This window comes from Phenylobacterium sp. (assembly GCF_004297125.1).
In the GTDB taxonomy this organism is placed as follows: Bacteria; Pseudomonadota; Alphaproteobacteria; order Caulobacterales; family Caulobacteraceae; genus Phenylobacterium.
Genome location: NZ_SCVD01000014.1, coordinates 1 through 16,209 on the forward strand (window position 1 = coordinate 1; position 16,209 = coordinate 16,209).

Annotated in this window: 19 protein-coding genes; 2 read left to right on the plus strand and 17 right to left on the minus strand. The window is 70.5% G+C overall.

The features are described 5' to 3' along the window. From EPO51_RS06820 to rimP, 4 genes are all read right to left on the minus strand, one after another. The coding region (locus tag EPO51_RS06820; RefSeq protein ID WP_293347756.1) for a translation initiation factor IF-2 associated domain-containing protein at nt 1-475 on the minus strand (475 nt) is incomplete at its 3' end. Between the two features lie 85 nt (nt 476-560). Then, complete coding sequence (locus EPO51_RS06825; protein WP_293347759.1) at nt 561-1,226, minus strand: RNA-binding protein; 666 nt, start codon at nt 1,224-1,226, stop codon at nt 561-563. 21 nt (nt 1,227-1,247) lie between these two features. Continuing rightward, nucleotides 1,248-2,972: a transcription termination factor NusA gene (gene nusA, locus EPO51_RS06830; RefSeq protein ID WP_293347762.1), complete on the minus strand. Its 1,725-nt coding sequence runs from the start codon at nt 2,970-2,972 to the stop codon at nt 1,248-1,250. A 12-nt stretch (nt 2,973-2,984) separates the two neighbouring features. After that, complete coding sequence (rimP, locus tag EPO51_RS06835; RefSeq protein WP_293347765.1) at nt 2,985-3,536, minus strand: ribosome maturation factor RimP; 552 nt, start codon at nt 3,534-3,536, stop codon at nt 2,985-2,987. 270 nt (nt 3,537-3,806) lie between these two features. On the opposite strand from rimP, the gene ppa reads away from it, so the two are divergent. Then, entirely contained in the window at nt 3,807-4,343 is a 537-nt protein-coding gene (gene ppa, locus EPO51_RS06840) for an inorganic diphosphatase (protein ID WP_293347768.1), read from the plus strand. Here the strand turns inward: ppa and trmB are convergent. From trmB to EPO51_RS06895, 11 genes are all read right to left on the minus strand, one after another. Continuing rightward, nucleotides 4,340-5,014, minus strand: a complete 675-nt coding sequence (trmB, locus tag EPO51_RS06845) for a tRNA (guanosine(46)-N7)-methyltransferase TrmB (protein ID WP_293347771.1) — start codon at nt 5,012-5,014, stop codon at nt 4,340-4,342. The genes ppa and trmB overlap by 4 nt on opposite strands. Before the next feature lie 78 nt (nt 5,015-5,092). Next, nucleotides 5,093-6,313 (minus strand): methionine adenosyltransferase, encoded by a 1,221-nt coding sequence (metK, locus tag EPO51_RS06850; RefSeq protein ID WP_293347774.1) that lies wholly within the window; start codon nt 6,311-6,313, stop codon nt 5,093-5,095. Between the two features lie 98 nt (nt 6,314-6,411). Further along, complete coding sequence (gene lnt / locus EPO51_RS06855; RefSeq protein WP_293347777.1) at nt 6,412-7,986, minus strand: apolipoprotein N-acyltransferase; 1,575 nt, start codon at nt 7,984-7,986, stop codon at nt 6,412-6,414. Continuing rightward, the gene (locus EPO51_RS06860) at nt 7,987-8,886 is read right to left on the minus strand and encodes a CBS domain-containing protein (protein ID WP_293347780.1); all 900 of its coding nucleotides are present in this window, start codon (nt 8,884-8,886) and stop codon (nt 7,987-7,989) included. Further along, nucleotides 8,864-9,340, minus strand: a complete 477-nt coding sequence (ybeY, locus tag EPO51_RS06865; protein WP_293347783.1) for an rRNA maturation RNase YbeY — start codon at nt 9,338-9,340, stop codon at nt 8,864-8,866. Before ybeY ends, EPO51_RS06860 begins: the two co-directional genes overlap by 23 nt. Continuing rightward, complete coding sequence (locus tag EPO51_RS06870) at nt 9,337-10,305, minus strand: PhoH family protein (RefSeq protein WP_293347786.1); 969 nt, start codon at nt 10,303-10,305, stop codon at nt 9,337-9,339. Before EPO51_RS06870 ends, ybeY begins: the two co-directional genes overlap by 4 nt. Next, nucleotides 10,302-11,657 (minus strand): tRNA (N6-isopentenyl adenosine(37)-C2)-methylthiotransferase MiaB, encoded by a 1,356-nt coding sequence (gene miaB / locus EPO51_RS06875; protein ID WP_293348130.1) that lies wholly within the window; start codon nt 11,655-11,657, stop codon nt 10,302-10,304. The genes EPO51_RS06870 and miaB overlap by 4 nt, the downstream gene beginning before the upstream one ends. Nucleotides 11,658-11,757: 100 nt before the next feature. Continuing rightward, nucleotides 11,758-12,129, minus strand: a complete 372-nt coding sequence (locus tag EPO51_RS06880; protein ID WP_293348133.1) for a Fur family transcriptional regulator — start codon at nt 12,127-12,129, stop codon at nt 11,758-11,760. Between the two features lie 71 nt (nt 12,130-12,200). Beyond that, nucleotides 12,201-12,656: a ribosomal protein S18-alanine N-acetyltransferase gene (gene rimI, locus EPO51_RS06885; protein WP_293347789.1), complete on the minus strand. Its 456-nt coding sequence runs from the start codon at nt 12,654-12,656 to the stop codon at nt 12,201-12,203. Further along, nucleotides 12,653-13,291, minus strand: coding sequence for a tRNA (adenosine(37)-N6)-threonylcarbamoyltransferase complex dimerization subunit type 1 TsaB (gene tsaB / locus EPO51_RS06890; protein ID WP_293348136.1), 639 nt, complete (start codon nt 13,289-13,291; stop codon nt 12,653-12,655). Before tsaB ends, rimI begins: the two co-directional genes overlap by 4 nt. Before the next feature lie 34 nt (nt 13,292-13,325). After that, entirely contained in the window at nt 13,326-13,901 is a 576-nt protein-coding gene (locus tag EPO51_RS06895) for a NifU family protein (protein ID WP_293347792.1), read from the minus strand. A gap of 107 nt (nt 13,902-14,008) precedes the next feature. Here EPO51_RS06895 and EPO51_RS06900 point away from each other — a divergent pair, with 107 nt between their 5' ends. After that, entirely contained in the window at nt 14,009-14,590 is a 582-nt protein-coding gene (locus EPO51_RS06900) for a hypothetical protein (protein WP_293347795.1), read from the plus strand. Here the strand turns inward: EPO51_RS06900 and EPO51_RS06905 are convergent. Continuing rightward, nucleotides 14,587-15,063, minus strand: a complete 477-nt coding sequence (locus tag EPO51_RS06905) for a universal stress protein (protein ID WP_293347798.1) — start codon at nt 15,061-15,063, stop codon at nt 14,587-14,589. The two genes, EPO51_RS06900 and EPO51_RS06905, sit on opposite strands and share 4 nt — an antisense overlap. A gap of 36 nt (nt 15,064-15,099) precedes the next feature. Continuing rightward, nucleotides 15,100-16,134 (minus strand): tryptophan--tRNA ligase, encoded by a 1,035-nt coding sequence (gene trpS / locus EPO51_RS06910; protein WP_293347802.1) that lies wholly within the window; start codon nt 16,132-16,134, stop codon nt 15,100-15,102. Between the last annotated feature and the right edge of the window lie 75 nt (nt 16,135-16,209).

A 16,209-nucleotide genomic window follows, 5' to 3' on the forward strand; every position in this document is an offset into this window, starting at 1 on the left:
CCTGGACCGGCGCGGCGGGCGCAGGGGCAGGGGCAGGCGTGGGCGCCGGGGCGGCCGGCGCCGCGGCGGCCTGGGCCGCGCGGGCGGCTTCGGCCTGGGCGCGGGCGGCCTGTTCGTCGCGGGCGCGGCGCTCGGCTTCGGCCTGGGCCTGCTGGGCGCGGGCGGCCTCGATCACCCGTTGGCGGGCGGCGCGCTCCTCGGCCGACAGGCCGTCGTTCGGCTGGGCGGCGGCGCGCTGGCCCGGCTGCGGCGCGGCGGGCCGCGGCGCGGGTTCGAACACGCGGTTCTCGCGAGCGGACGGCGCGGCGAGATTGCCGCCAGGCGTCCCGTGCGGCCGGGCGCGCTTGGTCTCGACGACCACCGTCTTCGTTCGGCCGTGGCTGAAGCTCTGCTTCACCGTGCCCGAGCTGACCGACCCGCCGGTGCGGGGTTTCAGGGTCAGGGGCTTACGGCCGTTGTTGTTCTCGTCGCTCATTCGCTCGCTTTACTCGTCGACCGGGCGGATCCCGGCCTTGATCCCTTAAACGTCGCCTGTCTCAAACAAGGACGGGCGGAAAGCCTTATGGCTCCCGCTTCGCCTCGACAGGCTCCTCGCGCCAATCCTCAGGAAGGAGCGGACTGAATCCCGCCAAGCGTCGGACATCTTCGGCCCAATGCCCGGCGGCTCGCCCCGCAAGGAAGGCGGTGTGTATCACATTCTCGGCGCCTAAGGCCAAACTCAATTCGGCGCCGTTGAAGAGGCCGATCAGACCGGGCGGCCGAGCCTGTTTCCGAGCCAGGGCCCATAATTTCCGGCGTCCATCGGCGGCGCCGTCGGACGCTTCGATCAGCCACGCGGCCTTGCCGGAGGCGATCGCGGCGTGAACCTTCTCGAACCCCGAAGTAAGATCGCCGCCGCGCCGCGCAAGCCCCAGGGCCGACAAAAGCCGCGACTTCAGCAGGGCTTCCACCTGGTCGGCCAGATCCGCCGGGGCGCCGACCTTGGCCTTGGCGGAGCGGGCGAACAGGCCCTTCTTCGCCGCTGCGGTCACCGAGGCGCGGTCGGCCGCGACCCACATGCCGCGGCCCGGCAGCTTGCGCGCCAGGTCGGGGACCGCCTGGCCGTCGGGCCCCGTCACGAAGCGGATCAGCCGCGCCTCCTCCATCACCTCGCCGGACACGATGTCACGCCGTTCGCGCGACGCCTGGGCGAGGGTGGAATGGGGCCTAGCGGCGGATGTCTCCATGGCGGGTCACCTCACCCTGCCTTAAGCGTCTTGAGCTTCGCCGGCGGCTTCCGCCTCGGCGACATGCTCTTCGGAGGGCTCCGCGTCGGCGTCCGCGAACGCCTCCTCGCCAGCCTCTTCCTCGACGACCTCGGGCTCCGGCGGGGCTTCGACCCAGCCCATGACCACGCGGGCGCGCATGATCAGCAGCTCGGCGTCGGCCGGCTCCAGGTTGTAGGCCTCGAGGATGCCCGGCTCGCGCACGCGCTCGCCGTTCTTGTTCTCGAACCAGCCGCGCAGGTCGTCCGGCACCAGGCCGGCCAGGTCCTCGACCGTCTTCACGTCGCCCTGGCCCAGGGCCACGGCCATGGGAAGGGTGACGCCCTCGATCTCCAGCAGGCCATCCTCGACGCCCAGCTCCTTGCGCTTGGCGTCCAGCTCGGCGGCTTCCTTGTCCAGGTACTCCTGGGCGCGGGCCTGGATCTCGGCGCCGGTGTCCTCGTCGAAGCCTTCGATCGAGGCCACTTCCGAGACGTCGACGTAGGCCACGTCCTCGACGGTGGCGAAGCCTTCGGTGACCAGCAGCTGGGCGATGACCTCGTCCACGTCCAGGGCTTCCTGGAACAGGGCCGTGCGCTCGGCGAACTCGCGCTGGCGGCGCTCGCTCTCCTGGCTCTCGGTCATGATGTCGATCTGCCAGCCGGTGAGCTGGCTGGCGAGGCGCACGTTCTGGCCGCGACGGCCGATCGCCAGGGAAAGTTGCTCGTCAGGGACGACCACTTCGACGCGCTCGTCCTCTTCGTCCATCACCACCTTCGAGACTTCGGCCGGGGCCAGACCGTTCACGATGAAGGTCGCCTCGTCCGGGCTCCACTGGATGATGTCGATCTTCTCGCCCTGCAGCTCGGCCACCACCGCCTGCACGCGCGAGCCGCGCATGCCGACGCAGGCGCCCACGGGATCGATGGAGCTATCGTTGGAGATCACCGCCATCTTGGCGCGGCTGCCCGGGTCGCGGGCCACGGCGCGGATCTCGATGACCCCGTCGTAGACCTCCGGCACTTCCTGGGCGAACAGCTTGGCCATGAAGCCGCCGTGCGCACGGCTGAGCAGGATCTGCGGGCCCTTGGTCTCGCGGCGGACGTCGTAGATGTAGCAGCGGATCCGGTCGCCGATGTTGAAGTTCTCGCGCGGGATCGACTGGTCGCGGCGCATGATGCCCTCGCCGCGGCCCAGGTCGACGACGACGTTGCCGTACTCGACCCGCTTGACCGTGCCGTTGACGATCTCGCCCACGCGGTCCTTGTACTCTTCGAACTGGCGCTCGCGCTCGGCGTCGCGGACCTTCCCCATCACCACCTGGCGGGCCATCTGGGTCTGGACGCGGCCGAACTCGAAGGGCGGCAGCAGCTCCTCGTAGGTGTCGCCGACCTTGGCGTCCTTGTTGCGGCGCTTGGCGTCGGCCAGCCGCATGATGCCCGGGGGCTCCTCGACGGGCAGCTCGGCGCCCTCCTCGTCGAACCCGCCGCCGAAGACGGCGTCGTCGGCCACGACGGTGATCACGCGCTTGATCGTGGTCTCACCGGTCTTGGGATCGATGTGGACCCGGATGTCGTGCTCGGCGCCGTAGCGCGAGCGCGCGCCCTTCTGGATCGCTTCCTCGATCGCCTCGATGACGATCTCCTTGTCGATCGACTTCTCGCGGGCGACAGCCTCGGCGATCTGCAGGAGTTCAAGCCGGTTGGCCGAGATGCCGGTCAGGCTCATGGGATCTTCCCTCTACTCAGTCGTATGTTGTTCGCCGGTTTCGGCGGCGAGGCGGGCGGCGCGGCTTTCGGCGCCCCGCTTCATGAGTTCGTCGTTCAGCACCAGCTTGGCCTCGATGACCCAGGCGAAGGGGATCATGGCGGTCGCCTCCTCCCCCTCCAGGTCGATGCCGATCTGGTCGCCCTCCACGCCGGCCAGCACGCCGCGGAAGCGCTTGCGCCCCTCGGCGAGGCGGTCCAGCTCGAGCTTCACCTCGAAGCCCTCGTGGGCCTCGAAGTCGGCCAGGCGGGTCAGCGGCCGGTCGATCCCCGGCGAGGAGACCTCCAGCAGATATTCCCCGCTGATCGGGTCGGCGGCGTCCATGACCTCGGAGACGGCGCGCGACAGGCGGGCGCAGTCCTCGACGTTCATGTCCCCGTCCGAGGGCCGCTCCGCCATGATCTGCAGCTTGCGGCGCTCGTTCCCGCCCATGAGGCGCAGGCGCACGATGGCGTACCCGGCGGCCTCGGCCACAGGGTCGAGCAGCTCCAAAAGCTTCAGGTCTTCAGCGGTCTTCCCACGCAAGGGAACCCAGGCCTCCGGCAAAGAAAAAAGCGGTCGGGCCGGAGCCCGCCGCTCGTAGGCGCCATACAGCGCTAACGGACGATGTTGAGGCATATATAGCGACGGATCAGGGGCTTGTCAGCCCCGGATGAATCCACACTCGGCCTTTGGCTGGGCCAAAACCGGAATGACACATTGCGTGTGGCCCGCCGGGCGTAAGGGCTTCCCTCGCGCCGCCGGATGGGCCAGAGAGCGCGCCTTCCTCTTGTGTGTCTTCGAAAGACCCTCTCCATGGACCTCTCCAAGATCCCCGTCGGCAAGAACCCGCCGTACGACGTCAACGCCATCATCGAGATCCCCCAGGGCGGCGAGCCGGTGAAGTACGAGCTGGACAAGGACTCGGGCGCGATCTTCGTCGACCGCTTCCTGCACACCGCGATGTTCTATCCGGGCAACTACGGCTTCATCCCGCACACCCTGGCCGACGACGGCGACCCGATGGACATCATCGTGGTGGGCCCGACCCCGGTGGTGCCCGGCGCGGTGATCCGCTGCCGGCCGGTGGGCGCGCTGATCATGCGCGACGAGGCCGGCGGCGACGAGAAGATCCTGGCGGTGCCGGTGGACGCCCTGCATCCGTTCTATGCGGGCGTGGACAGCTGGCGCTCGCTGCCGGCGATCCTGACCGAGCAGATCGCCCACTTCTTCAAGCACTACAAGGACCTGGAGAAGGGCAAGAGCGTCGACATCATCCGCTGGGCCGACCCGGAAGAGGCCGGCGAGCTGATCCGCCAGTCGATCGAGGCCTACAACAAGACCGCCGGCTAGAGGCGGTCGAAGTCGAGGAAGACGGGCGCGCAATCGCCCAGGCGCTTTTCCTCGTAGCGGGTGGTGATGTGGTCGGCCGGCGGGACACGCCAGTCGTCCGCGCGCCCGGCGGTCCATGCGAACGCGGGGTTGGCGGTGATCCGCTCCAGGGCCGAATCCACATAGCTGGCCACGTCGCTGGCGAAGCGCAGGCGGCCGCCGGGCTTCAGCGTGCGCGCCAGCTCGGCGACCAGCTCGGGCTGCACCAGGCGGCGCTTCTGCTGGCGGGCCTTGGGCCAGGGATCAGGGAACAGGATGAAGACGCGGGCCAGGCTCGCGTCGGGCAGGCGGGCGATCAGCTCGCGCACGTCGCCGTCGTGCAGGCGCACATTGCTAAGCGCCTGCTCGTCGATATGCCGCACGGCGCTGGCCACCCCGTTGGTGAAGGGCTCGGCCCCCAGGATCAGGACGTCCGGCGCGCGGGCCGCCTGGGCGGCCATGTGCTCGCCGCCGCCGAAGCCGATCTCCAGCCAGGTCTCACGGGCGCCGGGCATGAGCGCGGCCGGCGACACCGGGCCGGCGGGGATGCGCAGCCCGGGCAGGCGCGCCTCCATCAGCGCGGCCTGCCGCGGCTTGATCGGCCGCGCCTTCAGCCGGCCGAAGGAGCGCAGCGGGGGGTGGGGGTCGGACATGTCGGTTCACTACACCGAAACGCAGACGGCGCCGCTCGCGCGGCGCCGTCGTCGTTTCACGGAATGCGGCGTGGCGGCCTACGCCAGCTTCTTCAGCTCTTCGGCCAGGTCGGTGCGCTCCCACGAGAAGCCGCCCTCGTTGTCGGGCTGGCGGCCGAAGTGGCCGTAGGCGGCGGTGCGGGCGTAGATCGGGCGGTTGAGCTGCAGGTGCTCGCGGATGGCCCGCGGCGTGGCGCCGCCGATCATCTCGGGCAGGACCAGCTCCAGCTTGGCCGGATCGACTTCGCCGGTGCCGTGCAGATCGACGTAGAAGCTGAGCGGATTGGCCACGCCGATGGCGTAGCTGATCTGGATCGTGCACTTCCGCGCCAGGCCCGAGGCCACGACGTTCTTGGCCAGATAGCGGCAGGCGTAGGCGGCCGAGCGGTCCACCTTGGTGGGGTCCTTGCCCGAGAACGCGCCGCCGCCGTGCGGCGAGGCGCCGCCGTAGGTGTCGACGATGATCTTGCGGCCGGTCAGGCCGGCGTCGCCGTCCGGGCCGCCGATCTCGAAGCGGCCGGTCGGGTTGATGTGCCACTTGGTCTTCTTGGTGATCAGGCCCGTCGGGATCACGCCCTCGACGTACGGCTTGATGACGCCTTCCAGGCGCTTCGGCGTGGCGATGTGCAGGCCGATCCGCTTCTTGTGCTGGGTGGAGACGACGATCTGCAGGATCTCGACCGGGCGGCCGTCCTCGTAGCGGACCGTCACCTGGCTCTTGGCGTCGGGCTCCAGCACCGGGCATTCGCCCGAGTGGCGGACCTCGGCCAGGCGCTTCAGGATGTCGTGGCTGTACTGCAGCGTCGCCGGCATCAGCGCCGGGGTCTCGTCGCAGGCGTAGCCGAACATGATGCCCTGGTCGCCGGCGCCTTCGTCCTTCTTGTCGGAGGCGTCGACGCCCTGGGCGATGTGGGCGGACTGTTCGTGCAGGTAGCAGGCGTACTTCGCCTTGTTCCAGTGGAAGCCCTTCTGCTCGTAGCCGATGTCCTTGATCGCGGCGCGGACCTTGGGCTCCAGCGACTTGACGATCTCCTTGGTCATGGCCTTGTTCTCGGCCTTAGACGCGCCCGGCTTGCCGGCGCGGACTTCGCCGGCCAGCACGATCCGGTTGGTGGTCACCAGGGTCTCGCACGCGACCCGAGCCTGCGGCTCGACGCTGAGGAACGCGTCGACGACGGTGTCCGAGATGCGGTCGGCGACCTTGTCGGGGTGGCCTTCGGACACGCTTTCGCTGGTGAAGATGTAGCTGGAACGGCTCAAGGGATAGCTCCGGGACGAATGGGTCGGCTTGCGGTCCGGCCTGCAAGTCGGGCGCCAGCCTATAAAGAAATCCTTATGTGATGCCAAGCCGCCGAACGCTACTCGGCCGCCGGACGGGGCCGGCGACGGCGGCCCGCCAGCCATGCGAGCGCCGAAACCGCCAGAAGCCCGAGGAACGACCAGTCGCCGAACCGGCTGTAGAACGTGGTCGGCGCCGGTGACGGCAGGCGCGCATCGATCACCCCGAACTGGTCCAGGACGAGCTTCTTTCCGGGCAGGATCCGGCCCTGGGCGTCGATCACCGCGGACACGCCCGTGGGCGTCGAGCGGATGATCGGCAGGCCCTGCTCGATGGCGCGGTAGCTGGCGATGTTGAGGTGCTGCCACGGCCCGCTGGTGCGGCCGAACCAGGCGTCGTTGGAGATGTTGAGGATCCAGGCGGGGCGCCGCCCCCCCGCCGCGAGGCCGGGGAACAGGGCCTCATAGCAGATCAGCGGCTGCACGGCGGGCATGCCCGGAACCACCAGCGGCCGCGGCGTCGGGCCGGCGGTGAAGTCGTCCGGCATGTGGACCAGGGCGCGGATCCCGAGCCGCCCCGCGAGGTCGCCCAGGGGCATGAACTCGCCGAACGGCACCAGCCGGTGCTTGTCGTAATAGCCGCCGACCCGCAGCGCGGACTGGTCGCGGCGGAAGGCCACCAGGGTGTTGAAGTAGCGGTAGCCACCCTTGCCGTCCGGCTCCGCGCGGTTGGCGCCCATCAGCAGGGTCTGGCCGGGCTGGATCGCGTCGCGCAGGCGCGGCGCATAGGGCGAGCCCGCCGCGATCACGTCGTCGATCACCGCCGGCAGGGCGCCCTCCGGCCAGATCACGATGTCGGGACGCTCCGCCGCCGGGCGCGCGGTCAGGCCTTCGTAGGCGGAGAAGACCAGCCCGAGGTTCTCCGGCTTCCACTTGTCCTTCTGGTCGATGTTGGCCTGGACCACGCGGATGATCGGGGCGTCCGCCGCGTAGCTTTCGCGCGCCGCCGCGGCCAGCCGGCCCGCGCCGCCGGCGTAGAGGGCGGTGAGCGCGATGCCGGCGGCCACCATCATCCCCGCCTGCGCCAGGCGGCGGACCGGCAGCAGCAGCACGGCCGGGGCCGCGGCGACGGCCAAGGTGATCCAGGTCAGGCCATAGGCCCCCACCAGGGCCGCGGCCTGGGACGGCGCGCCGCCCGCCCGCCAGCTCTCGCCCACTAGGTTCCAGGGGAAGCCGGTGAGGATGTGCCCGCGCAGCCATTCGGCGGCGGCGAACACGCCGGCGAAGACCAGCACCTTCCACGCGCTGCGCGGCCGGAGCGCCCGATAGGCCGCCGCGGCGGCGCCCCAGAACAGCGCCAGGCCGCCGCCCATCAGGACGACGGCGAAGGGGGCCATCCAGCCGTAGATCGCCGCGTCCACCAGGAACGGCTCGCCGATCCACCAGGTCGAGACCCCGAAGTAGCCGAGGCCGGCCAGCCAGCCGAGGAAGAAGGCCTGTCGCAAAGGCCGCGGACCCTGGGCCGTCTCGAGCCGGAGCAGGAGCAGGCTGAACCCCAGCAGGCCCGGCAGCAGGCCGAACGGCGGGTGGGCCAGCCCGGCGGCGAGCCCGGCGGCCAGGGCCGTCAGCGGCGCATACCAGCGCGGCCGCGTCACTCAGGCCTCGGCGGAGGTTTCGGCGGCGGACGTCCGGCGCACGCGCACGCGCTTCACGCGCCGGGGATCGGCGGCCAGCACTTCGAGCAGGAAGCCGTCGGGATGATAGATCCGCTCGCGCCTCTGCGGCACCCGGCCGGCCAGGGCGTTCACCAGCCCCGCCACGGTGTCGATCTCCTCGTCCAGGTCCTCGGGCGCCAGGTCGGTTCCGTCGCCGATGGCGTGCTCCAGCTCCTCGAGAGGGGCGCGACCGTCGACGATCCAGCCCTCGTCGTCGGCGACGATGGGCAGGTAGGCCTGGTCGCCTTCCTCGTCGTGCTCGTCGTCGATGGCGCCCACCAGGGTTTCCAGCAGGTCCTCCAGCGTGACGAGGCCGTCCACGCCGCCGAACTCGTCGATCACCAGGGCCATGTGGATGCGCTTGGCGCGCATGTTGGTCAGGAGCTGGGCCGCGGCCATCGACGGCGGCACGTACAGAACCTCGCGGACCAGATGGTGGCGACCGCTGAGGATGTGGTCGTCGGGCTTGGGCTGGCGGGTCTTGCGGGCCAGCAGCTTGAAGACGTCCTTCACGTGGACGACCCCCACCGGCTCGTCCAGCGTCTCCTTGTAGACCGGCATTCGCGAATGCTCGGCCTCCACGAAGCGGGCGACGATCTCGGCGAAGGTCGAGCTGCGCTCGACGCCGACGATGTCGGCGCGCGGCTTCATGACGTCCTCGACGCGCAGGTTCTGGAAGGCGCGCGCCTGGTTCACCAGTTCGCCGCCGCCTTCGCTCAGCGGTTCGGGGGACTCGTCGGCGGCGGCCTCGGCCGTTCGCCTGAAGAAATCGAGGAGGCCGAGGAGCCCGCGCCTGTGCCGGCGCGAGCTCTGTCGACTAGAAGGGTCGGGGTCGTTCATGCTCTCCCTCGCCGGCCGCATAGGGGTCTGGAACACCCAGCCCGGCCAGCACCGCACGCTCGAGGCCTTCCATGGCCTCGGCCTCATCATCGCCGATGTGATCGTATCCGAGAAGATGCAGAACGCCGTGGACGGTCAGGTGCTGCAAATGATGGCCGAGCGGCTTGCCCTGCTCGGCCGCTTCCCGGGCGCAGACGCCATAGGCCAGGGCCACGTCGCCCAGGTGGTCCTCGGGGTTCGGGGGCGCGGGGAAGGACAGAACGTTGGTGGCGCTGTCCTTGCCGCGGAACCGGTCGTTCAGCTCGCGCACCGAGGCGTCGTCGGTGAGCAGGATCGTGACGCCGCCGCCGGCGTCCTCGCGCGCCAGCGCCGCTTCCGCCGCGAGGCGGACCAGCTCTTCGGCTTCCGGCAGGGCGTCCGTCCAGGCGGCGACCTCGACCTCGATGTCGATCAAACGGTCCGCCCGCGCTTGGCCGCGTCGGCGTCGTAGGCGCGGACGATCCGCTCCACCAGCGGGTGGCGCACCACGTCCTCCGCCGAGAAGCGGGTGACGCCGATGCCCTTGACCCCCTCCAGCAGGCCCACGGCATGGGCCAGGCCGGAATCGTTCGGGTTCGGCAGGTCGATCTGGGTCGGGTCGCCGGTGACGGCCATGCGCGCGCCCTCGCCCAGGCGGGTCAGCACCATCTTCATCTGGGCGCGGCTGGCGTTCTGGGCCTCGTCGACGATGACGAAGGCGTGGCTCAGCGTGCGGCCGCGCAGGAAGGCGATCGGCGCGACCTCGATCTCGCCCTTCTCGCGCCGCCGCCGGAGCTGTTCGGCGCCCAGGATGTCGGTCAGCGCCTCCCAGACGGGCGCCATGTAGGGGTCGACCTTCTCGTTCATGTCGCCCGGCAGGAAGCCCAGGCGTTCCCCGGCCTCCACCGCGGGCCGGGCGACGATCAGCCGGTCCACCGCGCCGCGCAGCAGCATGCCCGCGCCGTGCGCCACCGCCAGGAAGGTCTTGCCAGTGCCAGCCGGACCCAGGCCGAACACCAGATCACATTGGGCGAGGGCCCCCAGGTATTTCGCCTGGGTCGGGGTCTTGGGCGCCACCTGGCCGCGCTTGCCCACCGGTAGGGGAGAGCCGGCCACGCCGGGGGAGCCGACGGCCCCGCCGGTGCGAGCCTGGCCTATGGCCACACGCACGTCGGCCTCACCGATCTCCAGCCCCTGGTCGGCGCGATCGGCGATGGCCTGGACGGCCTTCTTCGCCGCGCCGCGCGCCTTGGCGTCGCCCGAGACCGAGACGCCGCCGCCGGGGGTTTCCACCAGGACGCCGAACGCGTCCTCGATCAGCGCGGCGTGACGGCTGTTGGCGCCGGCCACCGCGCGGACCGCGGCGTCGGACAGGGCGATGAATTCCGGGGCGCGGCTCACGCGGTCTCCAGCTCCAGCACGCCGCCCAGGCTGTTCTGGGCCGTGGTTTCCACCTTCACCGGAACGATCTGGCCCAGCATCCGATCCGGCGCGGTCACGAACACCGCCTGGAGATAGGGGCTCTTGCCGATGAGCTGGCCGGCATGGCGGCCCGCCTTCTCGAACAGCACCGGCAGGGTGCGGCCCGCCTGGGCGCGGTTGAAGGCCATCCGCTGGGCGTCGAGCAGGGCGTTCAGACGCGCCAGCCGCTCGTCCTTGACCTCTTCGGCGATCTGGCCGGGCATGGCCGCGGCCGGCGTGCCCGGGCGGCGGGAATATTTGAACGAGAAGCAGCTCGCGTAATCGACCTCGCGGACCAGCTGCAGGGTCGCCTCGAAATCGGCGTCGCGTTCGCCGGGGAAGCCAACGATGAAGTCGCCAGAGATGGCGATGTCGGGCCGCGCGGCGCGAACCTTCTCGATCACCCGCAGGTAGCTCTCCGCGGTGTGCGCGCGGTTCATGGCCTTGAGGATCTTGTCCGACCCCGCCTGCACCGGCAGGTGAAGGTAGGGCATCAGGGCTTCGACCTCCGCATGGGCGGCGATCAGGGCGTCGTCCATGTCGCGCGGATGGCTGGTGGTATAGCGGATGCGGTCCAGGCCGGGGATCTTCGCCAGGCGCCGGACCAGGCCGGCCAGGCCCGCCCCCTGGCCGTTCTCGCCGTCATAGGCGTTGACGTTCTGGCCCAGCAGGGTGACTTCGCGCACGCCCTTGGCCGCCAGGCTGCGCGCCTCGGCCTCGATGTCGGCGGCCGGCCGCGACCACTCGCCGCCGCGCGTATAGGGCACCACGCAGAAGGTGCAGAACTTGTCGCAACCCTCCTGCACGGTCAGGAAGGCCGAGACGCCGGTCGGGCGGCGCTCGGCCGTGAGCGCGTCGAACTTCTCGTCGGGGGCGAAGTCGGCCGACAGACGCTCGCCGCGCGCCCGGTGGGTGCGGGCGATCAGTTCGGGAAGCTGGTGATAGGCCTGAGGCCCGACGACCAGGTCCACGGCCGGCTGGCGGCGCATGATCTCCTCGCCCTCGGCCTGGGCGACGCAGCCGGCCACGGCGATGGTCATCCGCGAGCCGCCCTCGGCGAGGCGGTCGTCCCGCATATCGCGCAGCTTGCCGAGCTCGGAATAGACCTTCTCGGTGGCCTTCTCGCGGATATGGCAGGTGTTCAGCACCACCAGGTCCGCATCGTCCGGCGTGAGGGTCATGCCATAGCCCAGCGGCGCAAGGACGTCGGCCATGCGCTCGCTGTCGTAGACGTTCATCTGACAGCCGTAGGTCTTGATGTAGAGGCGCTTCTTGGGCGCGGTCTCGGACATGGCCGGGGTTATGGGGTTGCGGCGAGGGCGGCGCAAGTTCTGGCCTCCTCTCCCCTCGCGCTTCGCGTCGGGGGAGAGGGGTCGTCGTCGGCCTCGCCGGTTATTCCTCCAACGGCATCCCGTACAACTCGAGCCGATGGTCCACCAGCCGGTAGCCGAGCTTCTTGGCGATCGCGACCTGCAGGGCCTCGATCTCCTCGTCGACGAACTCCACCACCTTGCCGGTCTTCATGTCGATCAGGTGGTCGTGGTGGTCGTCCGAGTGCTCCTCGTACCGCGAGCGGCCGTCCCGGAAGTCCAGGCGGTCGATGATCCCGGCCTCTTCGAACAGGCGCACGGTGCGGTACACGGTGGCGATGGAGATATGCGGATCGACGGCGTGCGCGCGGCGATGCAGCTCCTCCACGTCGGGGTGGTCGGTAGCCGAGGACAGAACCCGGGCGATGACCCGCCGCTGCTCGGTCATGCGCATGTTCTTCTCGAGGCAAAGTTTCTCGATGCGATCCGACACGTAGGCCTCTCTCCGTTCACCTAAGGATAGGTCTAGTCAGGTCCGGACGTAAGGTCGAGACGCATGACGAGCGCGTCCGCCCGTCCCTTGGCGCCGCGATCGTAGTAGGCCCGGCGCAATCCCGCCCGCTCGAACCCCAGCCGCCGGTAGAGCGCGACCGCGCCGTCGTTCGCCACGTCCACCTCCAGGAACATCGCCTGGGCCCCCGCCTCGCGCGCCACGCCGATGGCGGCCGTCATCAGGGCCTGGCCGATCCCCCTGCGCCGCGCCCACGGCGCCACGCCGACTGTGAGGATCTCGGCCTCCCCGGCGATGGTGCGGCAGATCAGGACGCCCGCCGGATCCTCGGCGCGGACCACGAAGCCGAACACCCCCGTCGAGTCCAGCAGGTCCTCGAAATCGGCCTCGTCCCAGGGGCTGTCGAAGGCCTGGGCGTGGGCCGAGGCCATGGCCGGCGCGTCCGCGGCGGTCGCCGCCGTCAGATTCACAGGCTGATCCCGCCGGGCAGCTTGGCGTCCGGGGCGCGCAGATAGAGCGGCCGGATCGGCGTCTGGGCCTTCGCCGCGGCGAGGCGGGCCACGGCGCGGGCGTCGCAACCCTCAGGGGTCAGCACGTCGGCGCCCGGCGCGGCGTCCGCCAGCAGCGGCGCGCCCGATCCGACCAGGGTCAACGCCCGGCCCATGACCAGTTCGGCGAGCCGTGCGGCGGCGGTCCCCACCGGCAGGACGTCGGGCGCCATCAACGGCTGGCCGTCCTCGAAGACCTGCAGGTAGACTTGGTCGCGCCGCGCATCGACGGCGGCGGCGACCAGGCCGCGCCCCTCGGAGGCCAGCGCTTCCAGGACGCCCACGCCCACCACCGGGATCCCCAGCGCCGAGCCCAGGCCCTTGGCGAAGGCCACGCCGACGCGCAGGCCGGTGAACGAGCCCGGGCCGACGGTCGCGCCGACCCGCTGCAGTTTCGAGAAGGGTATGCCGGCCTCCGCCATCACGGCCTTGGCCATCGGGGCCAGCCGTTCCTGATGGCCGCGCGCCATCGCCTCGGAGGCGTGGGCCAGTACGGTCGAGCCATCGAGCACGGCGACCGAGCAGGCGTTGAGGCAGGTGTCGAGCCCGAGGACGATCATCGGTCTTCGGGTAGCCGGTTCGCGCTCGAGCTTAAAGGGCCTGTTCGACCGCGGTCACTTCCGGAACGTAGTGCTTGAGCATGTTCTCGACCCCGGCCTTGAGCGTCGCCGAGGAGGACGGGCAGCCCGAGCACGCGCCGCGCATGTTCAGCCACACGACGCCGGTCTCGACGTCGAAGCGGTTGAACAGGATGTCGCCGCCGTCCTGGGCCACCGCCGGGCGGATGCGGGTGTCCAGCAGGTCCTTGATCTCGGCGACGATCTGGGCGGTCTCGCCCTCGTAGACGCCCTCGTCATGGCCGCCGGCCTCGCTGTCGCCGGCGTCGGCGAACAGGGGCTGGCCCGAGGTGAAGTGGTCCATGATGGCGGCCAGGATCGGCGCCTTCAGCAGCGGCCAGTCCACCGACTCGTGCTTGCCCACGGTGATGAAGTCCGGGCCATAGAAAACCCGGTTGACGCCGGTGATCTCGAACAGCTCCGCGGCCAGCGCCGAGGCGGCGGCTTCCTCCGGGCTGCGGAAATCCCGCGTGCCCTCGCCCAGCACGGCCTTGCCGGGCAGGAACTTCAGGACCTCGGGGTTCGGCGTGGCTTCGGTCTGGATGAACATGGGCGAGATGTGGCGCTGCGGCCTTCCGGAAGCAATAGCGACATAGTTTTCGGCGGCGTCTGAGGCATGATCCCGGACAGGGACGCCAACTCATGTTGGAGCATCCCATGGCGCCCATCCGCTGCGTTCTCGCCGGGACCCTCGCGCTATTGACCGGCCACGGCGCCCAGGCGGGGTCCACCCCCAGTAGCGCTATCGTCGAGGCCTTCCGGACGATCTGCGCCACCGACGACCCGACCCCCGAAGCCACGCTCGCCCGCGCCGAAAGCCTGGGATGGCGCAGGGCCGGGCCGGACGCGCCGCCGGGGTTCGACCCCAGGAGCCAGCGTCTGGCGCCGGCCGGCGCGGGCGGCTTGGTCCTCGGCGCGCAGGCCGAGACGACGACGACCGTGCGGGTCGACAGTTGCGGCGTCTCCGCCCCGATCCCGGTCGGAGGCCTCACGGAGGCGACCGAGGCCTGGCTGGGAATCACGCCGACGTTCGCCATGGCCAACTCGGCGACCTTCTCGGCGGTGTGGGTCGACGGCGCGCTGCGACCGGCCGCCGGGCTGGATCGCACCCAGATCCAGCAGGCCCATCGCGAGGGCCGCCTCTACAGCGTCATGGTGCTGGACGATGAAACCGGCGCCAGCGGCAAGGGACGCGCCACCCTGGCGCTGCTTCGACTGGAGCCCGAGCCCGGACCCTAGGCGAGGTCGGCGACTTCGTCCTCGGTGAGGTCCCCCGGGACGATGGTGATCGGCACCTTGCGGCTGCCGAATTTCACGCCGTCCTTGGCGATGGCGGCGACGAGAGGCCCGGGACCACGCCCGCCGACCGCCGCGGCCAGGACCATGATCTTGATCTCCGGGTCGTCGCTCAGCACCTGTTTGAGGGCGGCGCGAGTGGAGTCGGCCTCCTTGATCAGGAACTCCGGCGGCAGGCCGGTCTCGGCCTGGACGTATTCGGCGCTGGCCTGCAGCGAGGCCTCGGCCTCCTGGCGCTGCTGGCGGGCGATCTCGTCGCGGACGCCCGACCAGTGCTCGAACACCGCCGGCTCGATCACCTTGAGCAGGGCCACGTAGCCGCCGGTTGAGCGGGCGCGGCGGCAGGCGAAGCGCAGCGCCACCTGGAACTCCGGCGTGTCGTCGGCCACCACAAGGAACTTGCGCCGGGTGCTCATGGGCGGAGCGTGGCCCGGCGCAACATCATCCGCAAGTCAGCCCGCCCAGTACCCGACGAGCTTCTTCACCTCGGCCATCGTCGGCGCGGCCAGTTCGCGGGCCCGCAGGGCGCCGTCCGCCAGCACGCGGTCGATCTCGGCGGGGTCGGACAGCAGCCGGCGCATCTCGCCGCCGATCGGGCCCATGACCGAGACGGCCAGGTCCGCGAGCTTCGGCTTGAACGCCCCGAAACCCTGCCCCGCGTACTCGGTCAGCACGGCGGCCTCGGTCGTCCCGGCCAGGGCGGCATAGATGGCCACCAGGTTCTTGGCCTCGGCGCGGCCCTCCAGCCCCTCGACCGTCTCCGGCAGGGGGTCGGGGTCGGTGCGCGCCTTGCGGACCTTCTGGGCGATGGCGTCGGCGTCGTCGGTCAGGTTGATGCGCGAATTGTCCGAGGGGTCGGACTTCGACATCTTGGCCGTCCCGTCCCTGAGGCTCATCACCCGCGCGCCCGGCCCCTGGGTGAGGGGCTCCGGCAGCGGGAAGAAGCCCGGCGCGTCGAAGTCGTTGTTGAACTTCTGGGCGATGTCGCGGGTGAGCTCCAGGTGCTGCCGCTGATCGTCCCCCACGGGCACCTTGGTCGCCTTGTAGGCCAGGATGTCGGCCGCCTGGAGCACGGGGTAGGTGTAGAGCCCGACGCTTTCGCGCTCCTTGTGCTTGCCGGCCTTGTCCTTGAACTGGGTCATCCGGTCCAGCCAGCCGAGGCGGGCGACGCAGTTGAGCACCCAGGCCAGCTCGGCGTGCTCGGGCACGGCCGACTGGGCGAAGATGGTGGCGACCTTGGGGTCGAGGCCGGTGGCCAGGTAGGCCGCGGCGATCTCGCGGACCTGGTTCTTCAGCTTCGACGGCTCCTGCCAGACGGTGATGGCGTGCAGGTCGGCGACGAAGATGTAGGTCGGGATCTCATGCTGCACGCGCGCGAACTTCACCAGGGCGCCCAGGTAGTTGCCCAGGTGCAGGTCGCCGCTCGGCTGGACGCCGGAAAGCACGCGTTCGGGGCCCGCATAGAGGGCTGGAGCTTGGTCGGTCATGATGGTGGCTTCTCTAGGGAACGGACAGGCGGGCGCAAGGCCCGTGTGAGGGGTTCAGGCGTTCAGCGCCATCGC